Origin of the sequence: Streptomyces sp. CHD11 (genome assembly GCF_018638295.1) — a bacterium.
Lineage (GTDB): Bacteria > Actinomycetota > Actinomycetes > Streptomycetales > Streptomycetaceae > Streptomyces.
This window is the reverse complement of record NZ_JABTTS010000040.1, coordinates 23,975-47,299: the sequence shown is the minus strand read 5'-3', so window position 1 is coordinate 47,299 and position 23,325 is coordinate 23,975. Positions and strand designations below refer to the sequence as shown.

The 23,325-nt window shown below is 72.8% G+C and carries 22 protein-coding genes and 2 pseudogenes; 14 read left to right on the top strand and 10 right to left on the bottom strand.

Annotated features, from left to right (window positions below):
• From cysD to HTV45_RS30875, 3 genes and pseudogenes are all read right to left on the bottom strand, one after another.
• A pseudogene (gene cysD, locus HTV45_RS30885) lies at positions 1 to 815 on the bottom strand (sulfate adenylyltransferase subunit CysD); the annotation flags it as partial.
• Complete coding sequence (cysC, locus tag HTV45_RS30880; protein ID WP_215209212.1) at positions 812 to 1,399, bottom strand: adenylyl-sulfate kinase; 588 nt, start codon at positions 1,397 to 1,399, stop codon at positions 812 to 814. The gene cysC and the pseudogene cysD, both read right to left, overlap by 4 nt.
• Positions 1,400 to 1,445: 46 nt before the next feature.
• Positions 1,446 to 2,222: an alpha/beta fold hydrolase gene (locus HTV45_RS30875; protein WP_215209211.1), complete on the bottom strand. Its 777-nt coding sequence runs from the start codon at positions 2,220 to 2,222 to the stop codon at positions 1,446 to 1,448.
• A 369-nt stretch (positions 2,223 to 2,591) separates the two neighbouring features.
• Here HTV45_RS30875 and HTV45_RS30870 point away from each other — a divergent pair, with 369 nt between their 5' ends.
• The 6 genes from HTV45_RS30870 (at position 2,592) to HTV45_RS30845 (ending at position 11,723) form a co-directional block, all read left to right on the top strand.
• Positions 2,592 to 4,331 (top strand): condensation domain-containing protein, encoded by a 1,740-nt coding sequence (locus HTV45_RS30870; protein WP_215209210.1) that lies wholly within the window; start codon positions 2,592 to 2,594, stop codon positions 4,329 to 4,331.
• Between the two features lie 448 nt (positions 4,332 to 4,779).
• Complete coding sequence (locus tag HTV45_RS30865; protein ID WP_215209209.1) at positions 4,780 to 6,753, top strand: FAD/NAD(P)-binding domain-containing protein; 1,974 nt, start codon at positions 4,780 to 4,782, stop codon at positions 6,751 to 6,753.
• Positions 6,750 to 8,240, top strand: a complete 1,491-nt coding sequence (pcaB, locus tag HTV45_RS30860) for a 3-carboxy-cis,cis-muconate cycloisomerase (RefSeq protein WP_215209208.1) — start codon at positions 6,750 to 6,752, stop codon at positions 8,238 to 8,240. Before HTV45_RS30865 ends, pcaB begins: the two co-directional genes overlap by 4 nt.
• Positions 8,241 to 8,396: 156 nt before the next feature.
• Positions 8,397 to 9,203, top strand: coding sequence for a thioesterase II family protein (locus tag HTV45_RS30855; protein ID WP_215209207.1), 807 nt, complete (start codon positions 8,397 to 8,399; stop codon positions 9,201 to 9,203).
• A gap of 10 nt (positions 9,204 to 9,213) precedes the next feature.
• Positions 9,214 to 10,479 carry a beta-ketoacyl synthase gene (locus tag HTV45_RS30850; RefSeq protein ID WP_215209206.1) on the top strand — a complete coding sequence of 422 codons (1,266 nt, stop codon included), beginning with the start codon at positions 9,214 to 9,216 and terminating at the stop codon, positions 10,477 to 10,479.
• Entirely contained in the window at positions 10,476 to 11,723 is a 1,248-nt protein-coding gene (locus HTV45_RS30845) for a ketosynthase chain-length factor (RefSeq protein WP_215209205.1), read from the top strand. Before HTV45_RS30850 ends, HTV45_RS30845 begins: the two co-directional genes overlap by 4 nt.
• Positions 11,724 to 11,778: 55 nt before the next feature.
• On the opposite strand, the gene HTV45_RS30840 is transcribed toward HTV45_RS30845, so the two are convergent.
• Positions 11,779 to 12,213 carry a hypothetical protein gene (locus HTV45_RS30840; RefSeq protein WP_215209204.1) on the bottom strand — a complete coding sequence of 145 codons (435 nt, stop codon included), beginning with the start codon at positions 12,211 to 12,213 and terminating at the stop codon, positions 11,779 to 11,781.
• A 167-nt stretch (positions 12,214 to 12,380) separates the two neighbouring features.
• Between HTV45_RS30840 and HTV45_RS30835 the strand changes: the two genes are divergently transcribed.
• Positions 12,381 to 13,721: a tyrosine-type recombinase/integrase gene (locus HTV45_RS30835; protein ID WP_308309794.1), complete on the top strand. Its 1,341-nt coding sequence runs from the start codon at positions 12,381 to 12,383 to the stop codon at positions 13,719 to 13,721.
• Between the two features lie 28 nt (positions 13,722 to 13,749).
• Here the strand turns inward: HTV45_RS30835 and HTV45_RS30830 are convergent, their stop codons facing one another.
• Positions 13,750 to 14,730 (bottom strand): zinc-binding dehydrogenase, encoded by a 981-nt coding sequence (locus HTV45_RS30830; protein ID WP_215209203.1) that lies wholly within the window; start codon positions 14,728 to 14,730, stop codon positions 13,750 to 13,752.
• A gap of 122 nt (positions 14,731 to 14,852) precedes the next feature.
• A complete protein-coding gene (locus HTV45_RS30825) occupies positions 14,853 to 15,725 on the bottom strand; it encodes an SDR family oxidoreductase (RefSeq protein ID WP_308309793.1) in 873 nt (290 codons plus the stop codon).
• Positions 15,726 to 15,776: 51 nt separating this feature from the next.
• On the opposite strand from HTV45_RS30825, the gene HTV45_RS30820 reads away from it, so the two are divergent.
• From HTV45_RS30820 to HTV45_RS30810, 3 genes are all read left to right on the top strand, one after another.
• Entirely contained in the window at positions 15,777 to 16,418 is a 642-nt protein-coding gene (locus HTV45_RS30820) for a TetR/AcrR family transcriptional regulator (protein WP_215209202.1), read from the top strand.
• A 242-nt stretch (positions 16,419 to 16,660) separates the two neighbouring features.
• Positions 16,661 to 17,026 (top strand): hypothetical protein, encoded by a 366-nt coding sequence (locus HTV45_RS30815; protein WP_215209201.1) that lies wholly within the window; start codon positions 16,661 to 16,663, stop codon positions 17,024 to 17,026.
• Positions 17,023 to 17,694, top strand: a complete 672-nt coding sequence (locus HTV45_RS30810) for a nucleotidyl transferase AbiEii/AbiGii toxin family protein (protein WP_215209200.1) — start codon at positions 17,023 to 17,025, stop codon at positions 17,692 to 17,694. The genes HTV45_RS30815 and HTV45_RS30810 overlap by 4 nt, the downstream gene beginning before the upstream one ends.
• Before the next feature lie 190 nt (positions 17,695 to 17,884).
• Here HTV45_RS30810 and HTV45_RS30805 read toward each other — a convergent pair whose 3' ends face one another.
• A complete protein-coding gene (locus tag HTV45_RS30805) occupies positions 17,885 to 18,643 on the bottom strand; it encodes an SDR family NAD(P)-dependent oxidoreductase (RefSeq protein WP_215209199.1) in 759 nt (252 codons plus the stop codon).
• Positions 18,644 to 18,790: 147 nt separating this feature from the next.
• Between HTV45_RS30805 and HTV45_RS30800 the strand changes: the two genes are divergently transcribed.
• Positions 18,791 to 19,426 (top strand): TetR/AcrR family transcriptional regulator, encoded by a 636-nt coding sequence (locus HTV45_RS30800; RefSeq protein WP_215209198.1) that lies wholly within the window; start codon positions 18,791 to 18,793, stop codon positions 19,424 to 19,426.
• A 127-nt stretch (positions 19,427 to 19,553) separates the two neighbouring features.
• Here the strand turns inward: HTV45_RS30800 and HTV45_RS30795 are convergent, their stop codons facing one another.
• Entirely contained in the window at positions 19,554 to 20,168 is a 615-nt protein-coding gene (locus HTV45_RS30795) for a YdeI family protein (RefSeq protein WP_215209216.1), read from the bottom strand.
• Positions 20,169 to 20,408: 240 nt separating this feature from the next.
• Between HTV45_RS30795 and HTV45_RS30790 the strand changes: the two genes are divergently transcribed.
• Complete coding sequence (locus HTV45_RS30790) at positions 20,409 to 21,566, top strand: hypothetical protein (protein WP_215209197.1); 1,158 nt, start codon at positions 20,409 to 20,411, stop codon at positions 21,564 to 21,566.
• Here HTV45_RS30790 and HTV45_RS30785 read toward each other — a convergent pair.
• A complete protein-coding gene (locus tag HTV45_RS30785; protein WP_215209196.1) occupies positions 21,563 to 22,069 on the bottom strand; it encodes a MarR family winged helix-turn-helix transcriptional regulator in 507 nt (168 codons plus the stop codon). The two genes, HTV45_RS30790 and HTV45_RS30785, sit on opposite strands and share 4 nt — an antisense overlap.
• An 80-nt stretch (positions 22,070 to 22,149) precedes the next feature.
• Here HTV45_RS30785 and HTV45_RS30780 point away from each other — a divergent pair, with 80 nt between their 5' ends.
• A complete protein-coding gene (locus HTV45_RS30780) occupies positions 22,150 to 22,710 on the top strand; it encodes a hypothetical protein (protein ID WP_251693145.1) in 561 nt (186 codons plus the stop codon).
• Here HTV45_RS30780 and HTV45_RS30775 read toward each other — a convergent pair.
• A complete protein-coding gene (locus HTV45_RS30775) occupies positions 22,622 to 23,164 on the bottom strand; it encodes a transposase (protein WP_308309792.1) in 543 nt (180 codons plus the stop codon). The two genes, HTV45_RS30780 and HTV45_RS30775, sit on opposite strands and share 89 nt — an antisense overlap.
• Here HTV45_RS30775 and HTV45_RS30770 point away from each other — a divergent pair.
• Positions 23,152 to 23,325, top strand: a pseudogene (locus tag HTV45_RS30770) (metal-dependent transcriptional regulator); the annotation flags it as partial. The gene HTV45_RS30775 and the pseudogene HTV45_RS30770 overlap by 13 nt on opposite strands.

Genomic DNA, 23,325 nt, shown 5'->3' with positions numbered 1-23,325 from the left:
CGACCGCGCCGGTGCAGGACATGTCACCGACGGTGCGGTAGCGCACCCGCCGCTTCTCGACGCTCTCGCCGTCCCTGGGGCCGCCCCACTCACCGGCGGTCAGCCACATGCCACCGCGGGCGAACACCTCACGCTCGTGCGCGTAGTAGATGCGGGGCAGTTCGATGTCCTCGCGGGCGATGTACTGCCACACGTCCAGCTCGGTCCAGTTCGACAGCGGGAACACGCGGACGTGCTCACCGGGGGCGTGCCGGCCGTTGTAGAGGTTCCACAGCTCGGGGCGCTGGCGGCGCGGGTCCCACTGGGAGAACTCGTCCCGCAGCGAGAACACCCGCTCCTTCGCCCGCGCCTTCTCCTCGTCCCGCCGCCCGCCGCCGAACACGGCGTCGAACCCCTCGCNCGAACCCCTCGCTCTGGATCTTCTCGGTGAGCGGCACGGTCTGCAGCGGGTTACGGGTGCCGTCCGGGCGCTCCCGGAGCTCCCCGCGGTCGATGTAGTCCTGCACGGAGGCGACATGCAGCCGCAGCCCGTGCCGGGCGACGGTGCGGTCCCGGTAGGCGAGGACCTCGGGGAAGTTGTGCCCGGTGTCCACGTGCAGCAGCGAGAACGGCACCGGCGCGGGCGTAAACGCCTTCAGCGCCAGGTGCAGCATCAGGATGGAGTCCTTGCCGCCGGAGAACAGGATCACCGGCTTCTCGAACTCCCCCGCCACCTCACGGAAGATGTGCACCGCCTCGGACTCCAGGCCGTCGAGGTGCGGGACGGCCGCGGTGTGTCCGGGGATCCTCGTCGGAGGTTGCGCCACGACCGTCATGCCAGGCCCCTCGCGGTCAGAAAGGTGTGCAGTTCGGCGGCGGTGTCGGCCACCGTCCGGCCCTGTGTCGGGACCCGCAGCTCCGGTTCCTCCGGAACCTCGTAGGGGTCGTCCACACCGGTGAGCCCGGTGAGCTCACCCGCGGCCTGCTTGGCGTACAGGCCCTTCACGTCACGCACGGAGCACACCTCGACCGGGGTCGCCACATGCACCTCGACGTACGCCGTGCCGTTCGCCGCGTGCCGCTCGCGCACCGCGCTGCGGCTGTCGGCGTACGGGGCGATCACCGGGACCAGCGCGGTGACACCGTTGCGGGCGAGCAGTTCGGCGACGAAGCCGATGCGCTGCACGTTGGTGTGCCGGTCCTCGCGGGTGAAGCCGAGGCCCGCCGAGAGGAACTCGCGGATCTCGTCGCCGTCGAGCACCTCGACCCTGCGGCCGGTGACGCGCAGCCGCCGGGCGACGGCGCGGGCGAGGGTGGACTTGCCCGCGCTCGGCAGCCCGGTCAGCCACACGGTGGCGCCGCCCTCGCGGGCGGCGGTTCCGGCGACGACCCCGGTGGCCGGGGCGTGAGCTGTGGTCAAGGTGATGCCCTCCTGTATGGGGGATGGCGTGCCGGAGCGGCGGTTCTCAGGCGGTGGCGAACTCGGCGAGGGTCCGGCCGAGCACGTCCATGTCGATCCGGTGCCAGGAGCCGGGCAGTTCCAGCGACCGTCCGCCCGGCAGGGCCGCCGCGGTCGCCCGCGCCGCCGCCCGCAGCCACTCGCTGGTGCCGGTGCTGTTGAGGACGAGGGTCTGCGTGGTGTACCCGGCGAGCCGCTCGGCGGGGACGGTGCAGTCGCCGCAGATCGCCACGTCGTAGGCGAGGGTGTGGGCGTTCGCCTCGTTGACCGCCCAGATCGGTCCTTGGCGCCACTGCGCGACCGTGTCCGGGGTCAGCCCCAGGAAACTGCCCAGGTAGTACTCGACCGCCTCTTCACGCCGGTCCTCTTCCATGAGGACACGGAGCGTCTTGGCGACGTTCCACGGCGGCTTCGGGAACCCCTCGACACGGTAGAACGGCTCGTGCAGCGCCAGTTTCGAGATCGGGGCGCCGGCGAGCGCCGCCTCGATCGCCAGGTTCGCGCCCGACGATCCGGCGAACACCACCGCCGACCCGCCCGCCTCCTGGATCACCGCCCCGAGATCCTCGATCTCGCGCTCGACGGCGTACTCGGCGGAGTCGCCGCTCTCGCCGCGGCCGCGACGGTCGTAGACGTAGGTGGTGCAGTGCGGCGTCAGCTCGGGGACGAGCGCGTCGAAGATGGTGTGGTCGCGGAAGGATCCGTTGAGGAGCACGATCGGCGGCCCGTCGCCGGCCTTCTCGTAAGCGATCGTCGTGCCGTCCCGGGAAACGACCTTGCGCATCACGCACTCCTCACGCCGAACGGAGGTGCTCTCACCTCCCCGCCTGGCGGCATCCTCGGGCGCTGCGCTGGACCACGGGTCGAGAACGGGTCGTGAGTCCCCCGGGCCGCGGTCGTCCGCCGACGGCGGCGCCCCGGCCCTGCCGCCTGCCCCTTCCCGTCCCACCCCCTGCCGCCTCCTCGTTCCCGCCCGCGCACCAGCCGCCCGCGAGCCTCGCAACAGCGGGAGTCGACCCGCCGGCCGTGTCATGACAGTGGCGAAGTGAGGCGCGGTGACAGCCGGCAGCGGAGCGTCAGACCTCTGGCAGCGCCGACGACGGCGGTCCGGGCCCGTCGCCCGTCCTGCCGCCGAACACCGGGGAGAACCGACATGAGTGACCGGGTCGTACTCGGCCAGGTGCACGCCCTCCTCATGTCACTGCCCGGAGTGCGGAACGCGGCCGTCCACCTGGTCCGGTACGGGCCCGGCGACCGGCGGATCGTCGCGCACCTGGTGACGCGCACCCCGACGGACGAGCTGCGGGCCGCCCTGGAGTCGAGGCTCCCCTCCCACCTGGTCCCCGCCCGCCTCCACCGGGTGCCGCACATCCCCCTGCTCCCCGACGGCAGCACCGACCTGCGAGCCCTGGCGGAACTGACCCCGCCGGATCCGGAGCCGGAGAAGGCGTCGGTGCCGGAGCAGGCGCGGGCACCCGACACCGGCACGCCCCGGGGGCCGACGACCGTGCCGGTCACCCCGAAGCAGCACGCCCTGCTCCTCGACGAGCTCGTCCACCGCGACCCCGGCCGGCACGTGGAACAGCTGCACTGGCGCTGGCGCGGTCCGCTGGACACCGACCGGTTCACCGCCGCCTGGCAGGCGGTGGCCGACCGGGAGACCGTCCTGCGCGCCGCCTTCGACCGGGAGACCGGACCACGCCTGGTGCTGCACACGCACGCCGGCGTCGACGTCGTCCGGCACCCGGCCGGCTCCGTCGGCTTCCGCACCCTGAGGGAACGGGACCGGCGGCGCGGCTTCGACCTGACCCGTCCGGGCCTGCTGCGGCTGAACCTCCTCGACGAGAGAGCCCCCGCGGGCGGCGGCCCTCCGTGCGTCCGGGTGCTGCTCACCTTCCACCACGCCGTGCTGGACGGCTGGAGCGTGTGGGTCCTGCTCCAGGAGTTCTACCGCGCCTATCTCGCGGGCGGCCGGCTGCCGGGCGGCGAACGGCGCCCCGACATCGGCGACTACGCGCGCTGGATCGCCGGCCAGGACACCGCCCCGGCCCGTGACTTCTGGTCCTCGGCCCTGCTGCCCGGCGCCGCCCTGGTACTGCCCGCGGCGCCCGGACCGGCCACCGGACTGAGCGGCACCGGCCGCGCCGGGGTCCGCCTCGGCCCCGTACAGGCCGATCGGCTGCGCACCTGGGCGGCGGCCTGCGCGGCGACGGAGTCCGGCGCGCTCCAGGCGGCGTGGGCGCTGCTGCTGTACCGGGCGGCGGACACCACCGGGCCCGCCGCCGTGGGCTTCGGCGTCACCGTTCCCGGCCGCGGCATCGCCCTCGACTCCGTCGAGCGGCTGCCCGGACCGCTCATGAACACGCTGCCCATGACCGTCACGGTCGATCCCGCCGCGGCCGTCACCCGGCTGCTGGCCGAACTGCGCGACCGGGCCCTGGACATGGGGTCCTACGAGTGGGTCTCGTTCGGGCAGGCCCGCCGGTGGAGCGGGCGCCGCGCGGACGAGAAGCTCGCGGAGAGCCTCATCGTCCTCGAGAACCGGCGACGCGGCTCCGACGAACTGCGCTCCGCCCTCGCCGCCCAGGGCATCAGCGTCGGACGGCCCCGTGCGACCGGCGCCCGGACCCTGTTCCCGGTCACCCTGTCCGCCCACCGGGACGCCGACGACGGCCTCGTCCTGACCGCCGTGCACGACCGCTCCCGGCTCGCCGACGGCGACGCGTCGCGTCTGGTCGCCCAGTGCGCCCGGCTGCTGCGCGAACTGCCCGGCCTGAAGGGCGGCACGGCGACCGTGGCCGACGCGCTCGCCGCCCTCGCCGAGGAGCCGCGGGTGCGGATGGCCGGGGCGCCCGCCACCAGTGAACCGACCCGAGGAGACCCCCGGCCATGACCACCCACCGCCGGCACACCACCCCGGCCGGCACCCTCCACGGGCCCGGCGTCCGCCATCGCCGTGGCGGCCTTCGCGGGCCTGGCGTCCGCCTTCGGCCTGGCACCCTCCACGGGCCTGGCGGCCTTCACCGGCCTGGTGTCCGGACGTCCGTACCCGCGCCTTGCGGCTTCCACGGGCCTGGCGGCCTTCGCCGCTCCGGCGGCTTCCACGGGCCTGGCGGCCTTCACGGGCCCGGCACCCTTCACGAGGCCGGCGGCCTTCACCGCTCCGGCGGCTTCCACGGGCCCGCCACCCTGCACACGCCTGGCGGCCTCCTCCGCTCCGGCGCCGTTCACGGGCCCGCCACCCTCCACCGCCCCGCCGGCCGGACGTCCGTACCCGCGCCCGTTCCCGCGCCCGTTCCTGCGCCCGTACCCGCGCCGGCGCCCGCGACGAAGGACGCCTGATGGACACCGAGCACCTGCGGATCGGCGTCGTCGGAGCCGGACCCCGCGGCCTGTCCGTGCTGGAACGGATCTGCGCCAACGAACGGGTCAGCCCCTCGCCCCGCCGGGTCACGGTCCATCTCGTGGACCCCTGCCGGCCCGGCGCCGGACGGGTCTGGCGCGCGGATCAGTCGCGGCTGCTGCTGATGAACACCGTCGCTTCCCAGGTGACGGTGTTCACCGACGACACGGTGACGATGGAGGGGCCGGTGGACCCCGGCCCCGACCTGTACACCTGGGCCCGCTCCGTGGTCCCGGCCGCTTCCGGCGGCCGGTTCGGGGACGCCACCCTGGCCGAGGCACGGGCCCTGCGGCCGGACGCCTACCCCACGCGCGCCTTCTACGGCAGCTACCTCGAGGACGCCTACCGGCGCGTCAGGGAACGGGCGCCCGCCCACTGCCGGATCGTCGAGCACCGCACCCACGCCGTGGCGCTGCGCGACCAGGGCGACGAACCCGGCGGCCCCCAGGTCCTCACCCTCGCGGACGGGACCCGGCTGCGCGGCCTCGACGCCGTGGTCCTCGCCCAGGGGCACCTGCCGCGCCGCCCCTCCGCCGAGGAGTCCGCCTGGACCCGCGCCGCCGCCCGGCACGGCCTCACCTACGTCACCCCGGCCAACCCCGCCGACCTGGACCTCGGCACCGTCCCACCGGGCCGGACGGTGCTGATGCGCGGGCTGGGGCTCAACTTCTTCGACGGGATGGCGCTGCTCACCCTCGGCCGGGGCGGCCGGTTCGTCCGCCGCTCGGGACGTACCGTCTACCTCCCCTCCGGACGGGAGCCGCACATCTGCGCCGGCTCCCGGCGGGGCGTCCCCCACCACGCGCGCGGCGAGAACGAGAAGGGCCCGTCCGGCCGTCACGAGCCGCGTCTGCTCACCGCCGCCGCCATCGACCGGCTGCGGCGCCGGCGGCTGGACGGGGAACCGGTCCGCTTCGGCACCGACCTGTGGCCGCTGATCTCCGCGGAGGTGGAGAGCGTCTACTACGAGACGCTGCTGCGCACACGCGGCCGTACCCGGGAGGCGTCGGAGTTCGTACCGGCCCACCTCGGGGCCGCCACGGCGGAGGACCGCGCACGCGTCCTGGACTCCTACGGCGTCGAGCGCGCCGTACGGTGGGACTGGGACCTGATCCAGCGGCCCACCCGGGGGCGGCGCTTCGCCGGCCGGGACGACTTCCAGCACTGGCTCCTCAACCACCTGGCCGAGGACATACGCCAGGCACGCGCCGGCAACGTCGGCGGACCGCTGAAGGCGGCACTCGACGTCCTGCGCGACCTGCGCAACGAGGTGCGCCTCGCCGTCGACCACGGGGGCCTGGACGGCGCGTCGTACCGGGACGAGCTGACCGGCTGGTACACCCCGCTCAACGCCTACCTCTCCATAGGCCCCCCGGTCTCCCGCATCGAGGAGCTGAGCGCGCTGATCGAGGCCGGGACCGTCCGGCTGCTGGGACCCGGTACCCGGATCTCCCTGAGCACGCGCGGCGGCCGGGCCGCGTTCGAGGCCACGGCCGACGACGTCGCGGGAGAGCCCGTCCGGGCGCCGGCACTGATCGAGGCCCGGCTGCCGGAACCCGACCTGCGGCAGACCGCTGACCCGCTGCTGCGGGACCTCCTGACGACCGGTCAGGCGGCGCCCTACCGGATCGAGGCGGCCGGCGGGGCCTACGAGTCGGGAGGCCTCGCGGTCACCGGGCGCCCGTACCACACCGTGGACGCACGCGGCCGCGCCCACCCGCGGCGCTTCGCCTACGGGGTCCCCACCGAGTCCGTGCACTGGGTGACGGCGGCCGGTATCCGTCCGGGCGTCGACTCCGTCATCCTCGGCGACGCCGACGCCATCGCCCGCCACGTGCTGCGCCTCACCCCGGCGAGGCCCGCCGTCCCGCTGCCCGGCCGCCCGGCGGACCTGCTGGAGGTGACGGCATGACACGGCGGACGACCCCCTTCGACGGCGGCCCGGACGCCGGACTGTTCTCCCCCGTACGGGCCGGGACCCCCGTGGAGGAGGCCGTCGGTGAGACGGCGTGGCTCCAGGCCATGCTGGACGCCGAGGCGGCACTCGCGCGCGCCCAGGCGGCCCTGGGTACCGTCCCGGACTTCGCGGCCCGCGCCATCACCCGCGCCGCCCGTGCCGAACGGTTCGACCCGCGCGCCCTCGCCCTGCAGGCCCGGGAGACCGCCAACCCCGTCGTGGGTCTCGTCCGCGCCCTGACCGAAGCGGTGGCGGCCGAGGACCGCCGGGCCGCCGAGTACGTGCACCGCGGCTCCACCAGCCAGGACGTCCTGGACACCGGCACGATGCTGATGTGCCGGCGGGCGCTGGACCTGATCCTCGGGGACCTGGACCGCACGGCCACCGCGCTGGCCGGGCTCGCGGACCGGCACCGGGAGACCGTCATGGCCGGCCGCACCCTCACCCTGCACGCGGTCCCCACCACGTTCGGGCTGAAGGCGGCGGGCTGGCACCGGCTGGTCCTGGACGCCGTCGACCGGATCCGGGCCGCACGCCGCGGCCTGCCGGTCTCCCTCGGCGGAGCGGCCGGCACCCTCGCCGGATACCTGGAGTTCGCCGGCCCGCAGGCCGGGACGCGGGGGCCGGACGCCTACCAGGAACGGCTCGTCGACGCGTTCGCCGCCGAGACCGGGCTGGCCCGGCCCGTCCTGCCCTGGCACGCGCTGCGCACCCCGGTCGCGGACACCGCGAGCGCCCTCGCCCTCACCACCGGCGCCCTCGGTAAACTCGCCGTCGACGTCCAGGTCATGGCCCGCACCGAGATCGCCGAGGTCGCCGAGCCCGCCGTCGCGGGACGCGGCGGTTCGTCCGCCATGCCGCACAAACGCAACCCCGTCCTGTCCACCCTGATCCGCAGCGCGGCCCTTCAGGTGCCCCTGCTGACCGCGGGGCTCACCCAGTGCCTGGTGGCCGAGGACGAGCGCTCGGCGGGAGTGTGGCACGCCGAGTGGCTGCTGCTGCGCGAGGCACTGCGGCTGGCCGGCGGAGCCGCGTGGACGGCCGCGGAGCTGGCCGGGGGACTCACCCCGGACCCCCGGCGGATGCTGAGCAACCTGCGTCTGACCGGCAGCCAGGTGGTCAGCGAACGTCTGGCCGCCCTGCTCGCCCCCGAGCTCGGCAGGGCCCGCGCGAAGGACCTGCTGACCCGCGCCTCGCTCACCGCCGACCAGCAGCGGCGCCCCCTGCTGGACGTACTGGCCACCCTGCCGGACGTCACCGCGCACCACACCGTGGAAGAACTCGAACGGCTCCTCGACCCCACCGCCTACGTGGGCGGCGCGCCGGCCCTGACCGCGAGCGCGCTCGCCCGGCCCGCGCCGGGAACCGCCCCGCCCCCCGACTCCGTCCCGCCCCCCGACTCCGTCCCGCCCCCCGACCCCGTCCCGGCGCCCGCGGTGTGAGACCGGCGGCGGACGGCGGGGCCCGGTCGGCACACCGGCGGCCTCGCGGCACCGCGTGCGCACGTGGCCGATTCGAGTCGTTCTCCAGGTACGTCGGCGAGGCTCGGAAGCAGCCGATGCGCTCCACCCACGGCGGACGAGGAGGTGCGACACACCATGCGGGACGGTCCACCGTGCACGCTCTACTGTTTCGCACACGCCGGCGCGGGCGTGTCCGGGTTCACGCACTGGCGCACCGGCACCGGCCCCGGTGTCACCACCGTCCCCGTGCTGCTGCCCGGACGGGGCGCCCGGCGCCGCGAGGCCCGGGCGACCTCGCGCGAGGCACTGCTCACCGCACTCCTGGGCCCGCTGGCCCACCAGGTCGCCGACGGCCGCCCGTACGTGCTGTACGGGCACAGCCTGGGCGGCATCGTCGCCCACACCCTCGCCCGGGCGCTCATCGACCGCGGGCTGCCCGCACCCGCCCTCCTCGCCGTCGGCGCCGGCCCCCCGCCCCAGACGGCGGCGCTGCGCCACGACGACATCACCGATCTCCCGGGCCGCACCGGCCTTCCCGGCATCACCGAGGAACGGCTGCTGCGGTTCGCGACCGACCTCGGCGCCGCACCCGGCGGCGTGCTCGCCGCCCCCGGCAGCCTCTGGTACCGCTCCGTGCTGCCCGTACTGCGGGACGACCTCCTGCTCGCCGACGCCCTGCGCGCCGCCGCGCTCGCCGACGAGGCGCACGGCCCCCTCCCGGTACCCGTCCTGGCCGTCGGCGGCCGGGACGACCCCGTCGTCGGCGCGGTCGCACTGGACGGCTGGGCACGCTGGACCACCGGCCCGTTCGTCCGGCGCACCGTCCCCGGCGACCACTTCTTCGTCCGCGGCCCGCACGCACCCCGACTGATCGGGCGCGCCTGCCGCGTGGTGCGGCGCACCCGGCGCGTACCTGGGCTCATATCTGGAGGACAACTGTGAGGGACAACCGATGAGGCGGGTCGTCATCACCGGCATCGGGGTCGTGGCCCCGGGCGGCGTGGGCACCCGCGCGTTCTGGAGCACGCTGACCGCGGGCCGTACCGCCACGCGCGGCATCACACTGTTCGACGCGAGCACGTTCCGGTCGCGTATCGCCGCCGAGGCCGACTTCGATCCCGCCGCCCACGGATTCGAGCCCGCCGAGGCCGCCCGCCTCGACCGCGCCGCCCAGTTCGCCCTGGTCAGCGCGGCGGAGGCGGTCGAGGACAGCGGACTGACCGGCGCCCTGGACCCGTTGCGCACGGGCGTCACCCTCGGCAGTGCCGTCGGCTGCACCACCGGCCTCGACAACGAGTACGGCGTGGTCAGCGAGAACGGCAGCGCCTGGGAGGTCGACCACACCCGGGCCGTCGCCCATCTCTTCGACTACTTCGTACCCAGCTCCATGGCCGCCGAGGTGGCCGGCGCGGTCGGCGCCCAGGGCCCCGTCTCGCTGGTCTCCACCGGCTGCACCTCCGGCATCGACTCCGTCTGCCACGCCGTCGACCTGATCCGCGAGGGCAGCGCCGACGTGATGGTGACCGGCGCGACCGAGGCGCCGATCTCACCGATCACGGTGGCCTGCTTCGACGCCATCAAGGCGACCAGCCCGCGCAACGACGAGCCGGAGACGGCCTCGCGCCCCTTCGACCGCTCCCGCAACGGCTTCGTCCTCGGCGAGGGGTCGGCCGTCCTGGTCCTGGAGGAGTTCGAGCACGCCCGCCGGCGCGGCGCCCATGTCTACGCGGAGATCGCGGGGTTCGCCGGCCGCAGCAACGCGTACCACATGACCGGACTGAAGTCCGACGGCGCCGAGATGGCCGAGGCGATCCGCGCGGCGCTCGACGAGGCCCGCCTGGACGCCACCGCCGTCGACTACGTCAACGCCCACGGCTCCGGCACCAAGCAGAACGACCGGCACGAGACCGCCGCGTTCAAGCGCAGCCTGGGAGCGCACGCGCACCGGGTCCCGGTCAGCTCCATCAAATCCATGATCGGCCACTCGCTCGGCGCGATCGGCTCGCTCGAGGTGGCCGCCAGCGCCCTGGCCATCGAGCACAACACCGTGCCGCCGACGGCCAATCTGCACGAGCCCGACCCGGCCTGCGACCTCGACTACACCCCGCTGACCGCGCGCGAGCAGCGCACGGACACCGTCCTCAGCGTCGGCAGCGGTTTCGGCGGCTTCCAGAGCGCCATCGTCCTGACCCGGCCGCGACTTCAGGAGACGGCATGACCACGGCCACACTGGACCGTCCCGCCGTGCGGCGGGGCGCACCCGCCACCACCGGCTCCGTCGTCACCGGCATCGGTGTCACCGCCCCCAACGGGCTGGGCACCGAGGTCTGGTGGGCGGCGACCCTGCGCGGGGAGAGCGGCATCCGGCCGGTGACCCGTTTCGACGCCTCGCGCTATCCGGTGCGCATCGCCGGCGAGGTCCCCGGCTTCGTCGACGAGGAGCACCTGCCCGGCCGGCTGCTGCCGCAGACCGACCGGGTCACCCGGCTGTCGCTGACCGCGGCCAAGGAGGCCCTCGACGACTCCGGCACCGATCCCTCGGCACTGCCCGAGTACGGCGCGGGCGTGGTCACCGCCTCCTCCGCGGGCGGTTTCGAGTTCGGGCAGCGCGAACTGCAGGCCCTGTGGTCCAAGGGCGGCCAGCACGTCAGCGCCTACCAGTCCTTCGCCTGGTTCTACGCCGTGAACACCGGTCAGATCTCCATCCGGCACGGTCTGCGCGGCTCCAGCGGCGTCGTCGTCGCCGAGCAGGCCGGCGGCCTCGACGCGATCGCCCACGCACGGCGCCAGATCCGCAAGGGCGCCCGGCTGATGGTGACCGGCGGCGTCGACTCCGCGCTGTGCCCGTGGGGCTGGGCCGCCCACCTCGCCGCCGGCGAACTCAGCCACGTGGCCGACCCCGCCCGCGCCTACCTGCCCTTCGACCCGGAGGCCGGCGGTCACGTGGTCGGCGAGGGCGGCGCGCTGTTCGTCCTGGAGAACGCCGTGGCCGCCCGCGAGCGCGACGCCCGCGTCTACGGCGCGTTCACCGGGTACGCGGCCACCTTCGACGGCCCCGGCACCCCGCGCCTGGGCGACGCCGCCCGGCTGGCCCTCACCGACGCGGGGGTACGCCCCGACGAGATCGACGTGGTCTTCGCGGACGCGGCCGGCGCACGCGCCGCGGACCGTGCCGAAGCGGAGGCGCTGGCCGCCCTGTTCGGCCCGCGGGGCGTACCCGTCACCGCGCCCAAGTCGATGACCGGACGGCTGCTGGCAGGCGGCGCCGGTCTCGACGTGGCCGCCGCCCTGCTGTCCCTGCGCGACCAGGTCATCCCGCCGACGACCGGCACCACCGGGCCCGCCCCCGACTGCCCCGTCGACCTCGTCACCACCGCCCGGGAGACCGGCGTCCGTCACGCCCTCGTGCTGGCCCGCGGCCGTGGCGGCTTCAACTCGGCGGCCGTCCTGAGCGCCCTCTGACCGGACCTGCCGCCGGAACGACCATCCCCCGCGTTCCGGCGGCAGGCCCTGATACTCAGCGTTCCGGTGCCGGTGCCGGTGCCGGTGCTCTGGCGACGGCGAGGGTGAAGAAGTCCCGTACGTCGTCCCGGAGTTGGTAGCCCACCACCGGGCCGTAACCGGGACCGTGGTAGATCAGCGGCTGCTCGATACCCTGCGGCAGCCAGCCCTCCCTCACCCCCTTGAGAAGCGTGGTCGTCAGCGGACCGGAATGCCCGCGGAGAGCCTTGCCGTCCTCGCGGAGGGCGTCGGCCGGCACGTATCCGCCGCGCTGCGCGGCCTCGCGGATGATGCGGGCGGCGCGGGGCGGCAGCGCCCGGTAGTAGCGCTCGGCCCGTCCGGGCGTCCAGCCGGCGTCGATCTCGACGGCGGCCGCGTGCCGGCTGAGCAGTTCCATCAGTTCGCTTCGGAACGCGTCGGTCGGTTCCTCGACCGTGACGGTGATCTTCATGGAGCTTCCGTTACAACAGACATGGACAGAGGTCGATCAGACGTGAGGGCCCACAGTAGCGCGATCGGACTCGCCTGTTCCCGGCGGCGGGGTCAGGCTGTCCTTACCTCCTATTCCTGGCAGAATACGAGGTAGTGAGGAACAGTCAGGACGGACGGAGGACGCGCGTGACGACGACAGCCACGGAGGCGACCGAACCGGACGAGGACGACGCCCACGACGCCGACGGCACCGAGGTCGTCTACGACGCCGAGATCGTCGCCGAGGAGGAGCGGCCGGAGGAACGGCCGGAGGAACGGCTCCTGCCCGCGGCCCGCGCCGACTCCTCTGCCCCGCCCCTGTATCGCGTCACCCGGCACACGATCCTCACCGAGGGCGAGCTGCCCCCGCGCACCGACGACCAACCCGCCTTCACCGCCGCCGACTTCATCGTCCCCGACCGTGTGAGGAGACGCATCGCCGAACGCGGCGCCCGCAACACCCGCGTCAACCGCGACTCCACGCGTACGCGGTTCGAGCAGTGGTGCGTGAACGAAGGCCGGACCGCCCGTCCCACGACCACCACGGCGAACGTCGCCGCGTACTTCGGCCACCTCATGGAGACGGGCAGACCGGACGGCGGCACGTACAGTCCGGACACCCTGCTCGCCTACTGCTCCCGGATCGTCTCCTGGTACCCGAAGGGGGAGCGGCCGGACGCCTCCCTCGTCCGCGAGCTGATCGAGGACTACCGCCTCGAGGAGTTCCTCCCGGCCGGAGGGGAGAAGGAGCAGTCCGCCGGACTCACCCTGAAGTACCTGGTCAAGGTGCTCGCGCAGATCGACGAGAGCACCCGGATCGGGCGCCGCGACGCGGCCATGCTCGTCCTGCAGTACGGCATGCTCTACCGCTCCGTCGAGGTCACCAACCTGCTGGTCAAGCAGATCCGCGTGGACACCGACGGCGTGTGGGTGTGGACCGCGATGAGCAAGACCCGGCGCAAGGGCAAGGGCCGCTGGCGGTTCGTCCGCGACCGCGCCGACCTGCGGACCGTCGCCCGGGTACGGGCCTGGCTCGCCGATCTCCGTGAGCTGCGGGAACCCACCGCGCACCAGCAGAACCCGCCGGGCGGGGAGCCCGCGTACCAGCCGGCCAAGCCGCTCTTCCGCGCCCTGACCACCGGGGGCAACCTGAAGCGGCGGGACAACGCGACCGTACGGGGACTCTTCCTCACCGGCCGGGCCGTCAACGAGATGGTCAAGGCCCGCGCGAAGGCCGCGGGCGTGTCCCTGATCAACGGCCTCAAGGTCACCTCCCACAGCCTGCGGGCGGGACCGAACACCGACATGGCCGAGGCCCTGGTCCCGCTCTCCGAGCGCAACACGGCCGGTGACTGGACGGCGGACTCCACCCTCGCCGACGACGTCTACAACCGGCCCGACGGCACCATCGACATCAGCAAGGACGACCCCCTCGACGCCGTCCCCCTCTGGGGCCGCCCCGAGCACCGGGAGGCACCGGGCCGGTGAGGAGGCCCGCTGACACCACCCCGCACACTCACTGGTGCACGGCGACGACGATCTTGCCGCGTGGGCGGCTGCGGCCCTCGACGGAGCCGCCCTCCAGCAGGGTGTGCGCCTGCGCGATGTCGGCCAGCGGTACCACGGCGCCGACCACCGGGCGGAGTTTGCCCCGGTCGACCAGCCGGCCGAGTGCCTCGAGCTTCGCCCGGCCCGGGCTGGCGAAGAGGAAGTGGTAGGTCGCGTTCACGCCCCACGCGGCGAGCAGGTTCTGAGGTTCGGGGATGTCCACGATGGACACCACGCGGCCTCGGTCGGCGAGGACCTCCGGGCTGCGGGCGAGGGTGTCCCGGCCCACCGTGTCCAGGACGACGTCCACTCCGCCCAGCTCGCGGACCTGCGGCACGTAGTCACCGGTCGAGAAGTCGATCGCGACGTCGGCTCCCAGCCCGGTGACGAACTCGTGATCCTTCGCCCGTGCCGTGGTCACCACCTCGGCTCCCAGCGCGCCGGCGAGCTGGACGGCGACCGAGCCGACCCCGCCCGCTCCGCCGTGCACCAGGACCCGTTCCCCGACCCGCGTCCCGGCGCGTTCGACCAGCGCCTCCCAGACCGTCACGCCCACGAGGGCGAGACCGGCGGCCTCGACATGCGACAACGCCGCGGGTTTGCGGGCGACCAGGGCCTGGTCGACCACGTGGAACTCGGCGTAGGTTCCCTGCCCGGCGAAGATCGGCGCCAGGTACCAGACCTCGTCGCCCGTCTGGAAGTCGCCTGCCCCGGGTCCGGTCTCGACCACCACGCCGGACACGTCGTTGCCGATCACCGCGGGCAGCGCCACCTGGTCACGGTAGTCGCCGCGCCGGGTCTGCAGGTCGAGAGGGTTCACGGACGTGGCCTCCACGCGCACCAGCACCTGGCCGGGTCCGGGAGTGGGTCTCGGCAGCTCTCGGGTGGCGAACGCGGTGTCCGCGTCACCGAAGCGGACGAGTTCCATCACACGCATCGAAGTCGGCATGTGGTCACTTTAGATCGTAATACCGTGAATCGGTCACTCGGTCAGGGCGTGGGTCGTGCCTCGAGGGCCGTGTCTTCCCACCGGTGGCCGCACCAGGGGACGGAGCCGTTCGTGGAACCTCGTCAGCCGACGGCTTCCTTCGGGTGGTGGCGGCGCAGGTTGGCGGCGAGGACGCGGTCGAGTGTGCGGTCGGGCAGGATCCGGACCAGGCGGGTGATCAGGGCGGCGTCCCGGCCGGCGGTGTAGCGGGTGCGCGGCTTGCGGGTTGTCACGGCCTTCGCGATGACCTGGGCGGCGGCGTCGGCGGTCAGGCCCGATGCGGTGCCCGTGACCATCAGTCTGTTGTTCGCCTTGACCAGGCTGCCGTAGCGCTCGTCCTGCTCCGGCGTCATCCGGACGGCCAGATCGTTCGCCGCCTCGACCCCGCGGGCGGCCAGCTCCGTACGGACGCCGCCGGGCTGGATCACGACCACCTGTACGCCCAGCGGGGCGACCTCGCGGCGGAGCGAGTCGCTGACCGCCTCCAGGGCGAACTTCGCGCCCGCGTAGGCACCGTATGTGGCCATGGCGGCCGTGCCGCCGACCGAGCTGATGTTGATCACGCGGCCCTTGCTGCGCAGCAGTGCGGGGAGGAGTGCCTGGGTGACGGCGATGTGGCCGAACAGGTTGACTTCGAAGACCCGCCGCCACTCCGTCATCGGCAGGGTTTCGACCGGGGCGTTCACCTGGACGCCGGCGTTGTTGACGAGCGCGTGCAGCGCGCGCGGGTTGTCCGCGACCCGCGCGGCGAGTGCCTCCACCTGCTCGGACTTGGTGATGTCGAGGATGACCGGCTCGATGCCGGTCGACCGGATGGCGTCGGCGTCACGGTCGCGTCGCACGCCGGCCAGGACGTGGAATCCCCGGCGCGCCAGTTCGCGGGCGGCCGACGCGCCCATGCCCGTGGAGGCTCCGGTCACGACGATCAGCTTCTGGGTTTCAGATGACGTTGTCACCTTGGCTACTGTACTGGTTCAGATGACGCCGTCAACTGTAGGGTGAGTGCCATGACCACACGTGCGGAGTCCGCAGCCGCCACCCGCCGTGCTCTGCTCGACGCGGCCGCCGAGCTCCTCGACCTCGGCGGCCCCGAAGCGGTCACCTTGCGCGAGGTGGGCGCGCGGGCAGGCGTGACCCGGGGAGCGCCGTACCGGCACTTCACGGGCAAGGACAGCCTGCTGACCTCCGTCGCGGCCGAAGGCTGGGAACGGATCGGCGACCAGGTGCACGCCCTGCGGACCGACCCGGCCCTGTCCGCCTCCGAGAAGCTGCGCGGCGCTCTGCACGCCCTCATCGACGTCGGCCGGGACCAACCGCACCTGTACCAGGTGTTGTTCAGGCGGCGCGCGAACCTTCCCGGGCAACTCGGTGACGGGATGGACCGCATCCGGCGTCAGCTGTGCGGGCCGGAAGGCGACCCGGCCGTGGCCGACCGCGCGGCCGAACGCTTCCAGGACGAGTTCCTGGACATCGTCGCCGCCCTCGTGGGAGAGCGGAACGCACGGCCCTACGGAGCCCTGCTGCTGACCAGCGCCCACGGCATCGCGGGCATGGAGCTCAGCGGCCACCTCGACACGGACAAGTGGCACACCACCGCCGGCGAACTCGTCGACACCCTCGTCCGCCTGGTCACGGCGCCGGCGAAGTGACATAGCAACGCCCACGCTCCCTCGACACGCCCCGCCGCCCACCGCCGCCCGCCGCGTCGCTCGCGACGGAGCACACACCACCGCGCCCGGAGCCGGGCTCATGGCCCCGGACCTGAGCAACCGACCGACAGACGCGGAACGCGGTCACGCGCCGAAGTGCCCCGGGCCGGCGGAGCCGGAGTCCGGTTCCGGTTCCCGCCCGGTCTTCGACGGACACGTACAGCCGGGGGATAATGCGGGGTATGGATCCGCAGCACTCCCGCTCGCTCGAACCCTCCGCCGCAGACGTGCTGCGCGCCCGGTACGCGAGCCGTCTGCCTGATGGCCTGGACGAGCTGACCGGACCGGCGCACGGGCAGGTCGAGCTCCCGCTCCATGTCGCCTGGTCCGGCCTGCGCGCGTACGACCTCGACCGGCCGCGCCAGCGGATGAGCCTCTACCGGACCGTCCTGGCCGAGGGCCGGCGCCAGGACCTCCTCGCCTTCCTGAACCGGGACCTGCTCGCATCCCAGTGGCCCGCGCTGCGCACCCTGGTCAGCAGGCACATCCGCGACGTGTGGGAGGATGCCTTCCCCGAGCTCGCCCACGAGGCGTCCGCCGCCGCGTGAACCTCAGCGACCTGCACCGCCGCCTCCTGTCGGACGTCCTCACCATCGGCACGCCCTACCCGCTGGTCATCACCGGCGGCTACGCCGTCCAGGCACACGGGCTGGTGAACCGGCTCAGTCAGGACCTCGACGTCGCCACGGAGAACCCCGCCCCCATGGCGGACATCGCCGAGCATCTGCGCCGGGCCCTGACGGAGCGGGGCTGGCGCGTGACGGTGATCGGCGTCGACCCGCTGTCCGCCCGCCTCCTCGCGGCCGACCCGGACACCGGCGAGGACTGCGCGGTGGACGTCCTCAAGGAGAACCTGTGGGCCGCACCGCTCACCACCGCCTACGGCCCGGTCCTCGCCCTCGACGACGTGATCGGCACCAAGGTCCGCGCCCTCGCCGACCGCGGCGCGGTCCGCGACCTGATCGACGTCCACGCCGCCTCCGCCCACCACACGGCCACCGAACTCGAGCGGCTGGGCGAACGGCACGGCCGCGACGAGTTCCGCCGCGAGGACCTGCGTGACCGCCTGGCCGGCGCCGAGTGGTACGACGACGAGGAGTTCGCCGCCTACCACCTCACCGGGGAGCAGATCACGCAGCTCAGGACATGGGCCCGCCAGTGGACGAACGACCTCGACCAACGCCTCGGCGAGGACGAGGACTTCCAGGACACCTGAAGGCGGGCACGGGGGTGCCTACTCGGCCGCTACAGCTTCACCGCCGGCGCCCCGGCGCCCCGGCCGCCGGCCGCCTGCGCCCTGCGCCCGCTGCGCAACCCGGACGCGTCGGAGCTGGATGAAGCGAGACCGGCGGGGAATGAATCCGGCGCGCCGTTGCCTGTGACCCGAGACGGACTCGCCCGGTCGGTCACAGGAGGGCGCCGCCGGAGACCTCGATGCGCTGGGCGGTCATCCAGCGCAGGCCGTCGGACGCCAGCGTGGCGATGGCGTCGCCGATCTCCTCGGGTTCGCCGACGCGGCCGAGCGCGGTCTGCCCGGCCAGACCCTGGCGCATACCGGCGTCATCCCGCATGGCACCGCCGTTGAAGTCGGTGGCGGTCGGCCCCGGGGCGATGGAGTTGACCCGGATACCTCGGGGGCCGAGTTCTGCGGCCAGAGTGCGGCTCAGGGCCTCGACGGCGGCCTTCGAGGCGGAGTAGACCGAGGTCGCGGGGCTGGTGTGGCGAGTCAACGACGACGAGACGTTGATGACGCGGGCGCCTTTCGCCAGCAGCGGCACGAGCGACTGGATGAGGAAGAACGTGCCCCGCACGTTCGTGCCGAACACCGTGTCGAAGTCGTCGGTCGTGACAGCTTCCAGTGGGCCGAAGACACCCACCCCCGCGTTGTTGACCACGATATCGAGCCGCGAAGCCCCCCAGCGCTCGAGCAGTCCGCTCAGCTCGGAAGTGAAGGCTCCGAAAGAGGAGACGTCGCTGATGTCGAGACGCACGACAGCGGCGGTCCCACCCGCAGCGTGCACTTGCTGCTCCGTCTCCCCGGCCCCGGCCACATCACCGCGATGAGTGACCACGACCCGCACCCCGCGCGCCGCCAGCGCGAGAGCCGTACTCCGGCCCAGGCCACGGTTCGCACCGGTCACCAAAGCGATCCTGTCGGCTGTCATCAGCCACTCCCTCATCACGCGGCACCGGAGGGACATCGGGTACCGCCATCCGAGGCGAGTCGCTTGACTCGCCTTTTCATCGCAGCGTAGACAGCCCCAAAGAGGCGAGTCAAGTGACTCGCCTCGGATCTGGGGCATACTGCACGCATGGCAGCAGAGCTCTCCGCACACCACCGCCGTCTCGCCCAGCAGAAGCGTGAGGCGATCATCTCCGCGGCCACGGACCTCTTCCTGAACCATGGCTACGACGGCACGTCCCTCGCGCGCATTGCCGAAGGGGCGGCAGTCTCGAAGTCCACCTTGTTCAAGCAGTTCCCCACCAAGGCAGCCCTCTTCGAGGCCATCGTCACCGAGTCATGGCAGCGTGACGCCACCGGCGCCGTCGTGCCACCGCAGGCCGGAGATCTGCGTTCCGGCCTGACCTCCATCGGCCACCGCTACGCCGACCTGATCGGCCGGCCCGGCATGACAGCCCTGTTCCGCATCGTCATCGCCGAGCTGCCCCGCTTCCCCGAACTGGGACGGATGCAGTTCCAGCTCGGCAAGCTGCCCTACTTCACCTCTGTCCAGCGCTACCTGGAGGCGGAGCACGAGGCCGGCAACGCCGACGTTCCGGACGCCGAGAGCGCCGCCAACCAGTTCCTCGGGATGATCGCCAACTACGTCCTGTGGCCCCGCATGCTGCTGACCGACTGGAACCCCACAGCCTCCGACATCCGCTACGCCGTCGAGCAAGCGGTGGAGACCACGCTCGCCCGCTATGCCTCCGATCGACCAGCCTGATCCGAAGCTGGAATTCTGGACGGCCGCACCCGGCGGAGACCTTCACGCTTCTCGAAGCGGACGAGACGGAGTTCCGAGGACATCTCCGCTCAACAGCGTGGGTTCGTCCGTCCTGGCGGACGCCCGGTCACGACGTCGGCGGGTCCGCCGGCCTGGCTCGCTGCGGGTGGACCGTCTCGTGCCGGGCCAGCATCGCCACGCACTCGGCGATCTTCCGGGTGCGCGTCTCGGCCCGCTTGACGGCGTTGACCCGGTTGATGAGGGCGAAGCGGTTGGTTCTGGTGAGGACCTCGAACATCGCCTGCGCCGCCGGGTCGGCGGCGATCGCGGCCCGCAGGTCGGCCGGCACCTCCGCTTCCGATGACGGCGCATAGGCGGCCGTCCACCGCCCGTCGGCCTTCGCGGCGTCCACCGCGGCGCGGCCGGCGGGCAGCATCAGCCCGGCCGCCTCCAACCGGGCCACGTTGGCGACGTTGCGCTGGGACCAGACGCTGCGGGGCCGGCGCGGGGTGAACCGCCTCCAGGAACTCTCCTCGTCGCGCTTGCGGGCCTGCCCGTCGATCCAGCCGAAGCACAGGGCCTCGTCGACCGCCCGCTGCCAGGTCAGCGTAGTGACGGAGCCGCCCTTCCTGGTCAGGGCGAGCCACACGCCGGGAGAGGCGGTGTGGTTGTCCAGCAGCCACGCGCGCAGCGCCGCACCGTCGGCAACGATCAGCTCATCCAGCTCGGTTCCGGTCACCAGCGCAGGTTAGTGCCGCGACCCGGTGCTGCGACATGTGAGGGGTCTCGTTGAGCCCGCAGCGTCGGTGTCGGCCTGGCTCGCCCTCACCGCGCCGACAAGGAATGACACCCCGGTGATGGTTCGTCAGCGGCACAGGAAGCTGACGACCCTTCTCACCGAACTCGGGCTTCGCCTGGGGAGCTCCGAGGTACTCCGAGGTAGCTGCGAGCGTTGTCAGACCGGGTTGGCAGGATCGCAGCCATGAACAGCCCCCCGACCACCCCACCGCGGCCGTTCGACGTCACCGCGGTCTTCCCTCAGCTGGCGCCGCTGGCGCGCACGGCGACTCGGTTGCACCCCCGTCCCGGGTCTCCGTCGCCGCAGGACAGTTCCATCGGCGGACCGCTGCTCTGGCCCGCCGACGAGCCGTGGCCGCACTGTGACGGGCCCCATGTGGCGGACGGAGTGAACGAGGCTCTGTCCCCGGCGGACCTCAGGCTGGAACGGCAGATCCGTGCCGCCTCGCGCGGCAGGGACCTGACCCCGCAGGAGCGAGAGGCCCTGGAGCGCATCCGCCCTCCTCGGAAGTTGCCGCTGAGGTCGGCCGTCGCATCGTACGAGGGGTCCATAGCGATGCTGCCGGTCGCCCAGTTGTACCTGCGGGACGTGCCCGATCTGCGCGCCCCTGAAGGAGCAGACCTGCTCCAAGTCCTGTGGTGTCCCTTCGATCACCCGATCATGCCCAGGACCGCGCTGTTCTGGCGGTCGGCAGCCACGGTCACCGACATTCTCACCACGCCCCCCGAGCCGCCCGCGGTGCAGTTCGACGGCTACCTGCCCGAGCCGTGTCTGCTCAACCCGGAGCAGGTCACCGAATATCCCGACCACCTGGAGTTGAGCGAGGAGTTCCAGGAGCGGCTCGAGGCCTGGAGCGAATGGCAGGCAGCCGTCACGGATGTGGACGACTACGCGTCGTCTCCGGAGGAGTTCTACGACCGTGAGTTGGCCGGCGCACCCGGCTGGAAAGTCGGCGGCTGGCCCCGCTGGGGTGCCACCGACCCCACCCCCCGGCTCTGCCCCGCCTGCGGCAGCGACATGGATGCCCTGCTCACCATCGCCACGTTCGAGGACAACGACAGCAGCTGGCTCCCGAACGACGTGTGCGAAGACCGGGAACACACCGATCCGCCCTCCCGCCACACCGGGCCCGGGGGTCAGGCCGTGATCGGCTTCTTCCGTGCCCAAGGCATTGAGGTGCACGACCGCGGTCGCGTCCCCGGCGATGCCCACGTCGGGTCCCGCGGCACCAACCCCGCTCCAAGGCGACCGACCGCCGTCCAGATCGGCAGCGGCTACGACCAGCAGCTCTACGTCTGTCCGGCAGCGCCGGAGCACCCTCACTCCGAGCTGATGCACTAGGGCGTGTTGTGAGAGTCCTGATCGCTGGGCACAGCGGGGCTGTTGTGGTTGGTGCGGATCATTGTCGTGGCCTCGCGGAGGGCCGTGACGGTTCCAATGAGCCATCGGCTGACCGTCTCGCGTTCGGACTCGGTGAGCTCACTGGTGACGTGAGCCATGCCATCGAGCAGCGGTGCCATCACGCCGGTCATGGACCGCCGATGCTCCGGGGTCGCGAAGAGGGCGAACTTCCTGCCGTCAGAAGGGTCGCGCTCCCTGCGGACGTAGCCGAGCTCAACCAGGCGATTAGTGATCTTTGTGATGGCCGCATGGCTCAGTTCCGTCTCCTGGGCGAGTTGGGTAGGGCTGACGCCGGGATGGCGGCCGATGAGGTCGAGGACCTTGTGTTCGGTTGCGTTGACGCCCAAGTGGGCGGCGACGGCGTCATGGAAGAGCACCACCCACAGGCTCAGCTCATGCCCCAGTGAAGCCCCGTCCATCGGGGGCTCTTCCTCGGCGTTCATGCGGACGAGGCTACGCCACTCTTTTACTTGAGTGAAAAAAGTGCTTCACCAAAGTAAAAGAGTGTGCTTGACTCGATGGCATGGACACCGCTTATGCCCGCCACCTTGACGTGATGCCGCCAGTTGGGGTCCTGGGCCGCGTCTACGCGGCCAGCCTCGTGGTCAACCTCCCGATCTTGGCCCTGCTGCTGACGCCGCAGATCCGCAGCCGTGTCGGCTCGGAGGCGACCATGGCGATCAGCGTCGTCACCCTGCTCGGCCTGGTCGTCGCGGCCGTGGTGCTCGCGCCGGAGGTCAGCGCCCGCGTCGCCCCGGCAGGCGCGCGATGGCGCTTCGGCAGCGCACGCGCCCAGGTCCGGGCCCTGATCCGGCGGGACCGCCGCGCCTACGCCTGGCGCCTGGGTGAGTTCACGGTGCTGTACATCGCCGCCCAGGGCCTCGGGGGAGTGATCGCCTGGATGATGCCCCACATCTGGAGCAACCCCGACTTCGGCAGCGACCCGGCCGCGGGGCAGTGGGAGTTCCACTACCCGAACTTCGCCGTCCAGGCGGTCACCATCTACTTGGTGATCTGTCTCGCCAGCAGCTGGTACGCCTGCCGCCTGCGTCAACTGGCTCTGGCCAGACCGGATGACCGCTGACGAAGCGCGCCTCATAGCGGACGGTGAGTTTGTCGTACCTCATGGCCACCGCACGGTGCCTTTTGAGACGATTGATGCCGCACTCGACCGCGTGCCGAGCCTTGTAGTCCTCCGGGTCGAACTTCGGCGGACGGCCGCCACGGAAGTCGCGTTTCCTTCGGTTGCGAGCCTGGTCGGCCTTGTCCGGGATGGTGCAGCGAGTGCTACGTCTGCGCAGGTAGGCGCGGTTCTCACGGGAGGCGTACGCCTTGTCGGCGCACACCCGCCGCGGCCGGGCGCGCGGTCTGCCGGACCCCAGCCGGGGCACCCTGATGCGGCCCAGGGCGGCCTCGAACTGCGGGGAGTCCCCGCGCTGCCCGGCGGTGATCACGATGGACACGGGCTTCTGCCCCTGCTCGACGGCGAGGTGCAACTCGGTAGTCAGGCCGCCGTGCGAGCGCCCGACTGGCCACACGCGTGATGCGTAAGCACCGGCTCGCCGAGTGCCTGCTCATCGACGTGATCGGACTGGAGTGGGAGCAGGCCCACGCCGAAGCCTGCCGCTGGGAGCACGTGATGAGCGAGGCCGTCGAACGCCGCGTCCTTGAACTGCTGCGGCACCCGACCGAGTCGCCT

What these genes read in the sequence shown, in the direction of transcription:
- HTV45_RS30845 (WP_215209205.1), top strand. Translation starts at nt 10,476, where the DNA reads ATGACCACGGCCACACTGGACCGTCCCGCCGTGCGGCGGGGCGCACCC.
- HTV45_RS30785 (WP_215209196.1), bottom strand. Translation starts at nt 22,069, where the DNA reads ATGAACGCCGAGGAAGAGCCCCCGATGGACGGGGCTTCACTGGGGCAT.
- HTV45_RS30875 (WP_215209211.1), bottom strand. Translation starts at nt 2,222, where the DNA reads ATGCGCAAGGTCGTTTCCCGGGACGGCACGACGATCGCTTACGAGAAG.
- HTV45_RS30855 (WP_215209207.1), top strand. Translation starts at nt 8,397, where the DNA reads ATGCGGGACGGTCCACCGTGCACGCTCTACTGTTTCGCACACGCCGGC.
- HTV45_RS30805 (WP_215209199.1), bottom strand. Translation starts at nt 18,643, where the DNA reads ATGACAGCCGACAGGATCGCTTTGGTGACCGGTGCGAACCGTGGCCTG.
- HTV45_RS30800 (WP_215209198.1), top strand. Translation starts at nt 18,791, where the DNA reads ATGGCAGCAGAGCTCTCCGCACACCACCGCCGTCTCGCCCAGCAGAAG.
- HTV45_RS30840 (WP_215209204.1), bottom strand. Translation starts at nt 12,213, where the DNA reads ATGAAGATCACCGTCACGGTCGAGGAACCGACCGACGCGTTCCGAAGC.
- HTV45_RS30820 (WP_215209202.1), top strand. Translation starts at nt 15,777, where the DNA reads ATGACCACACGTGCGGAGTCCGCAGCCGCCACCCGCCGTGCTCTGCTC.
- HTV45_RS30850 (WP_215209206.1), top strand. Translation starts at nt 9,214, where the DNA reads ATGAGGCGGGTCGTCATCACCGGCATCGGGGTCGTGGCCCCGGGCGGC.
- HTV45_RS30865 (WP_215209209.1), top strand. Translation starts at nt 4,780, where the DNA reads ATGGACACCGAGCACCTGCGGATCGGCGTCGTCGGAGCCGGACCCCGC.
- HTV45_RS30790 (WP_215209197.1), top strand. Translation starts at nt 20,409, where the DNA reads ATGAACAGCCCCCCGACCACCCCACCGCGGCCGTTCGACGTCACCGCG.
- pcaB (WP_215209208.1), top strand. Translation starts at nt 6,750, where the DNA reads ATGACACGGCGGACGACCCCCTTCGACGGCGGCCCGGACGCCGGACTG.
- HTV45_RS30815 (WP_215209201.1), top strand. Translation starts at nt 16,661, where the DNA reads ATGGATCCGCAGCACTCCCGCTCGCTCGAACCCTCCGCCGCAGACGTG.
- HTV45_RS30780 (WP_251693145.1), top strand. Translation starts at nt 22,150, where the DNA reads ATGGACACCGCTTATGCCCGCCACCTTGACGTGATGCCGCCAGTTGGG.
- HTV45_RS30870 (WP_215209210.1), top strand. Translation starts at nt 2,592, where the DNA reads ATGAGTGACCGGGTCGTACTCGGCCAGGTGCACGCCCTCCTCATGTCA.
- HTV45_RS30830 (WP_215209203.1), bottom strand. Translation starts at nt 14,730, where the DNA reads ATGCCGACTTCGATGCGTGTGATGGAACTCGTCCGCTTCGGTGACGCG.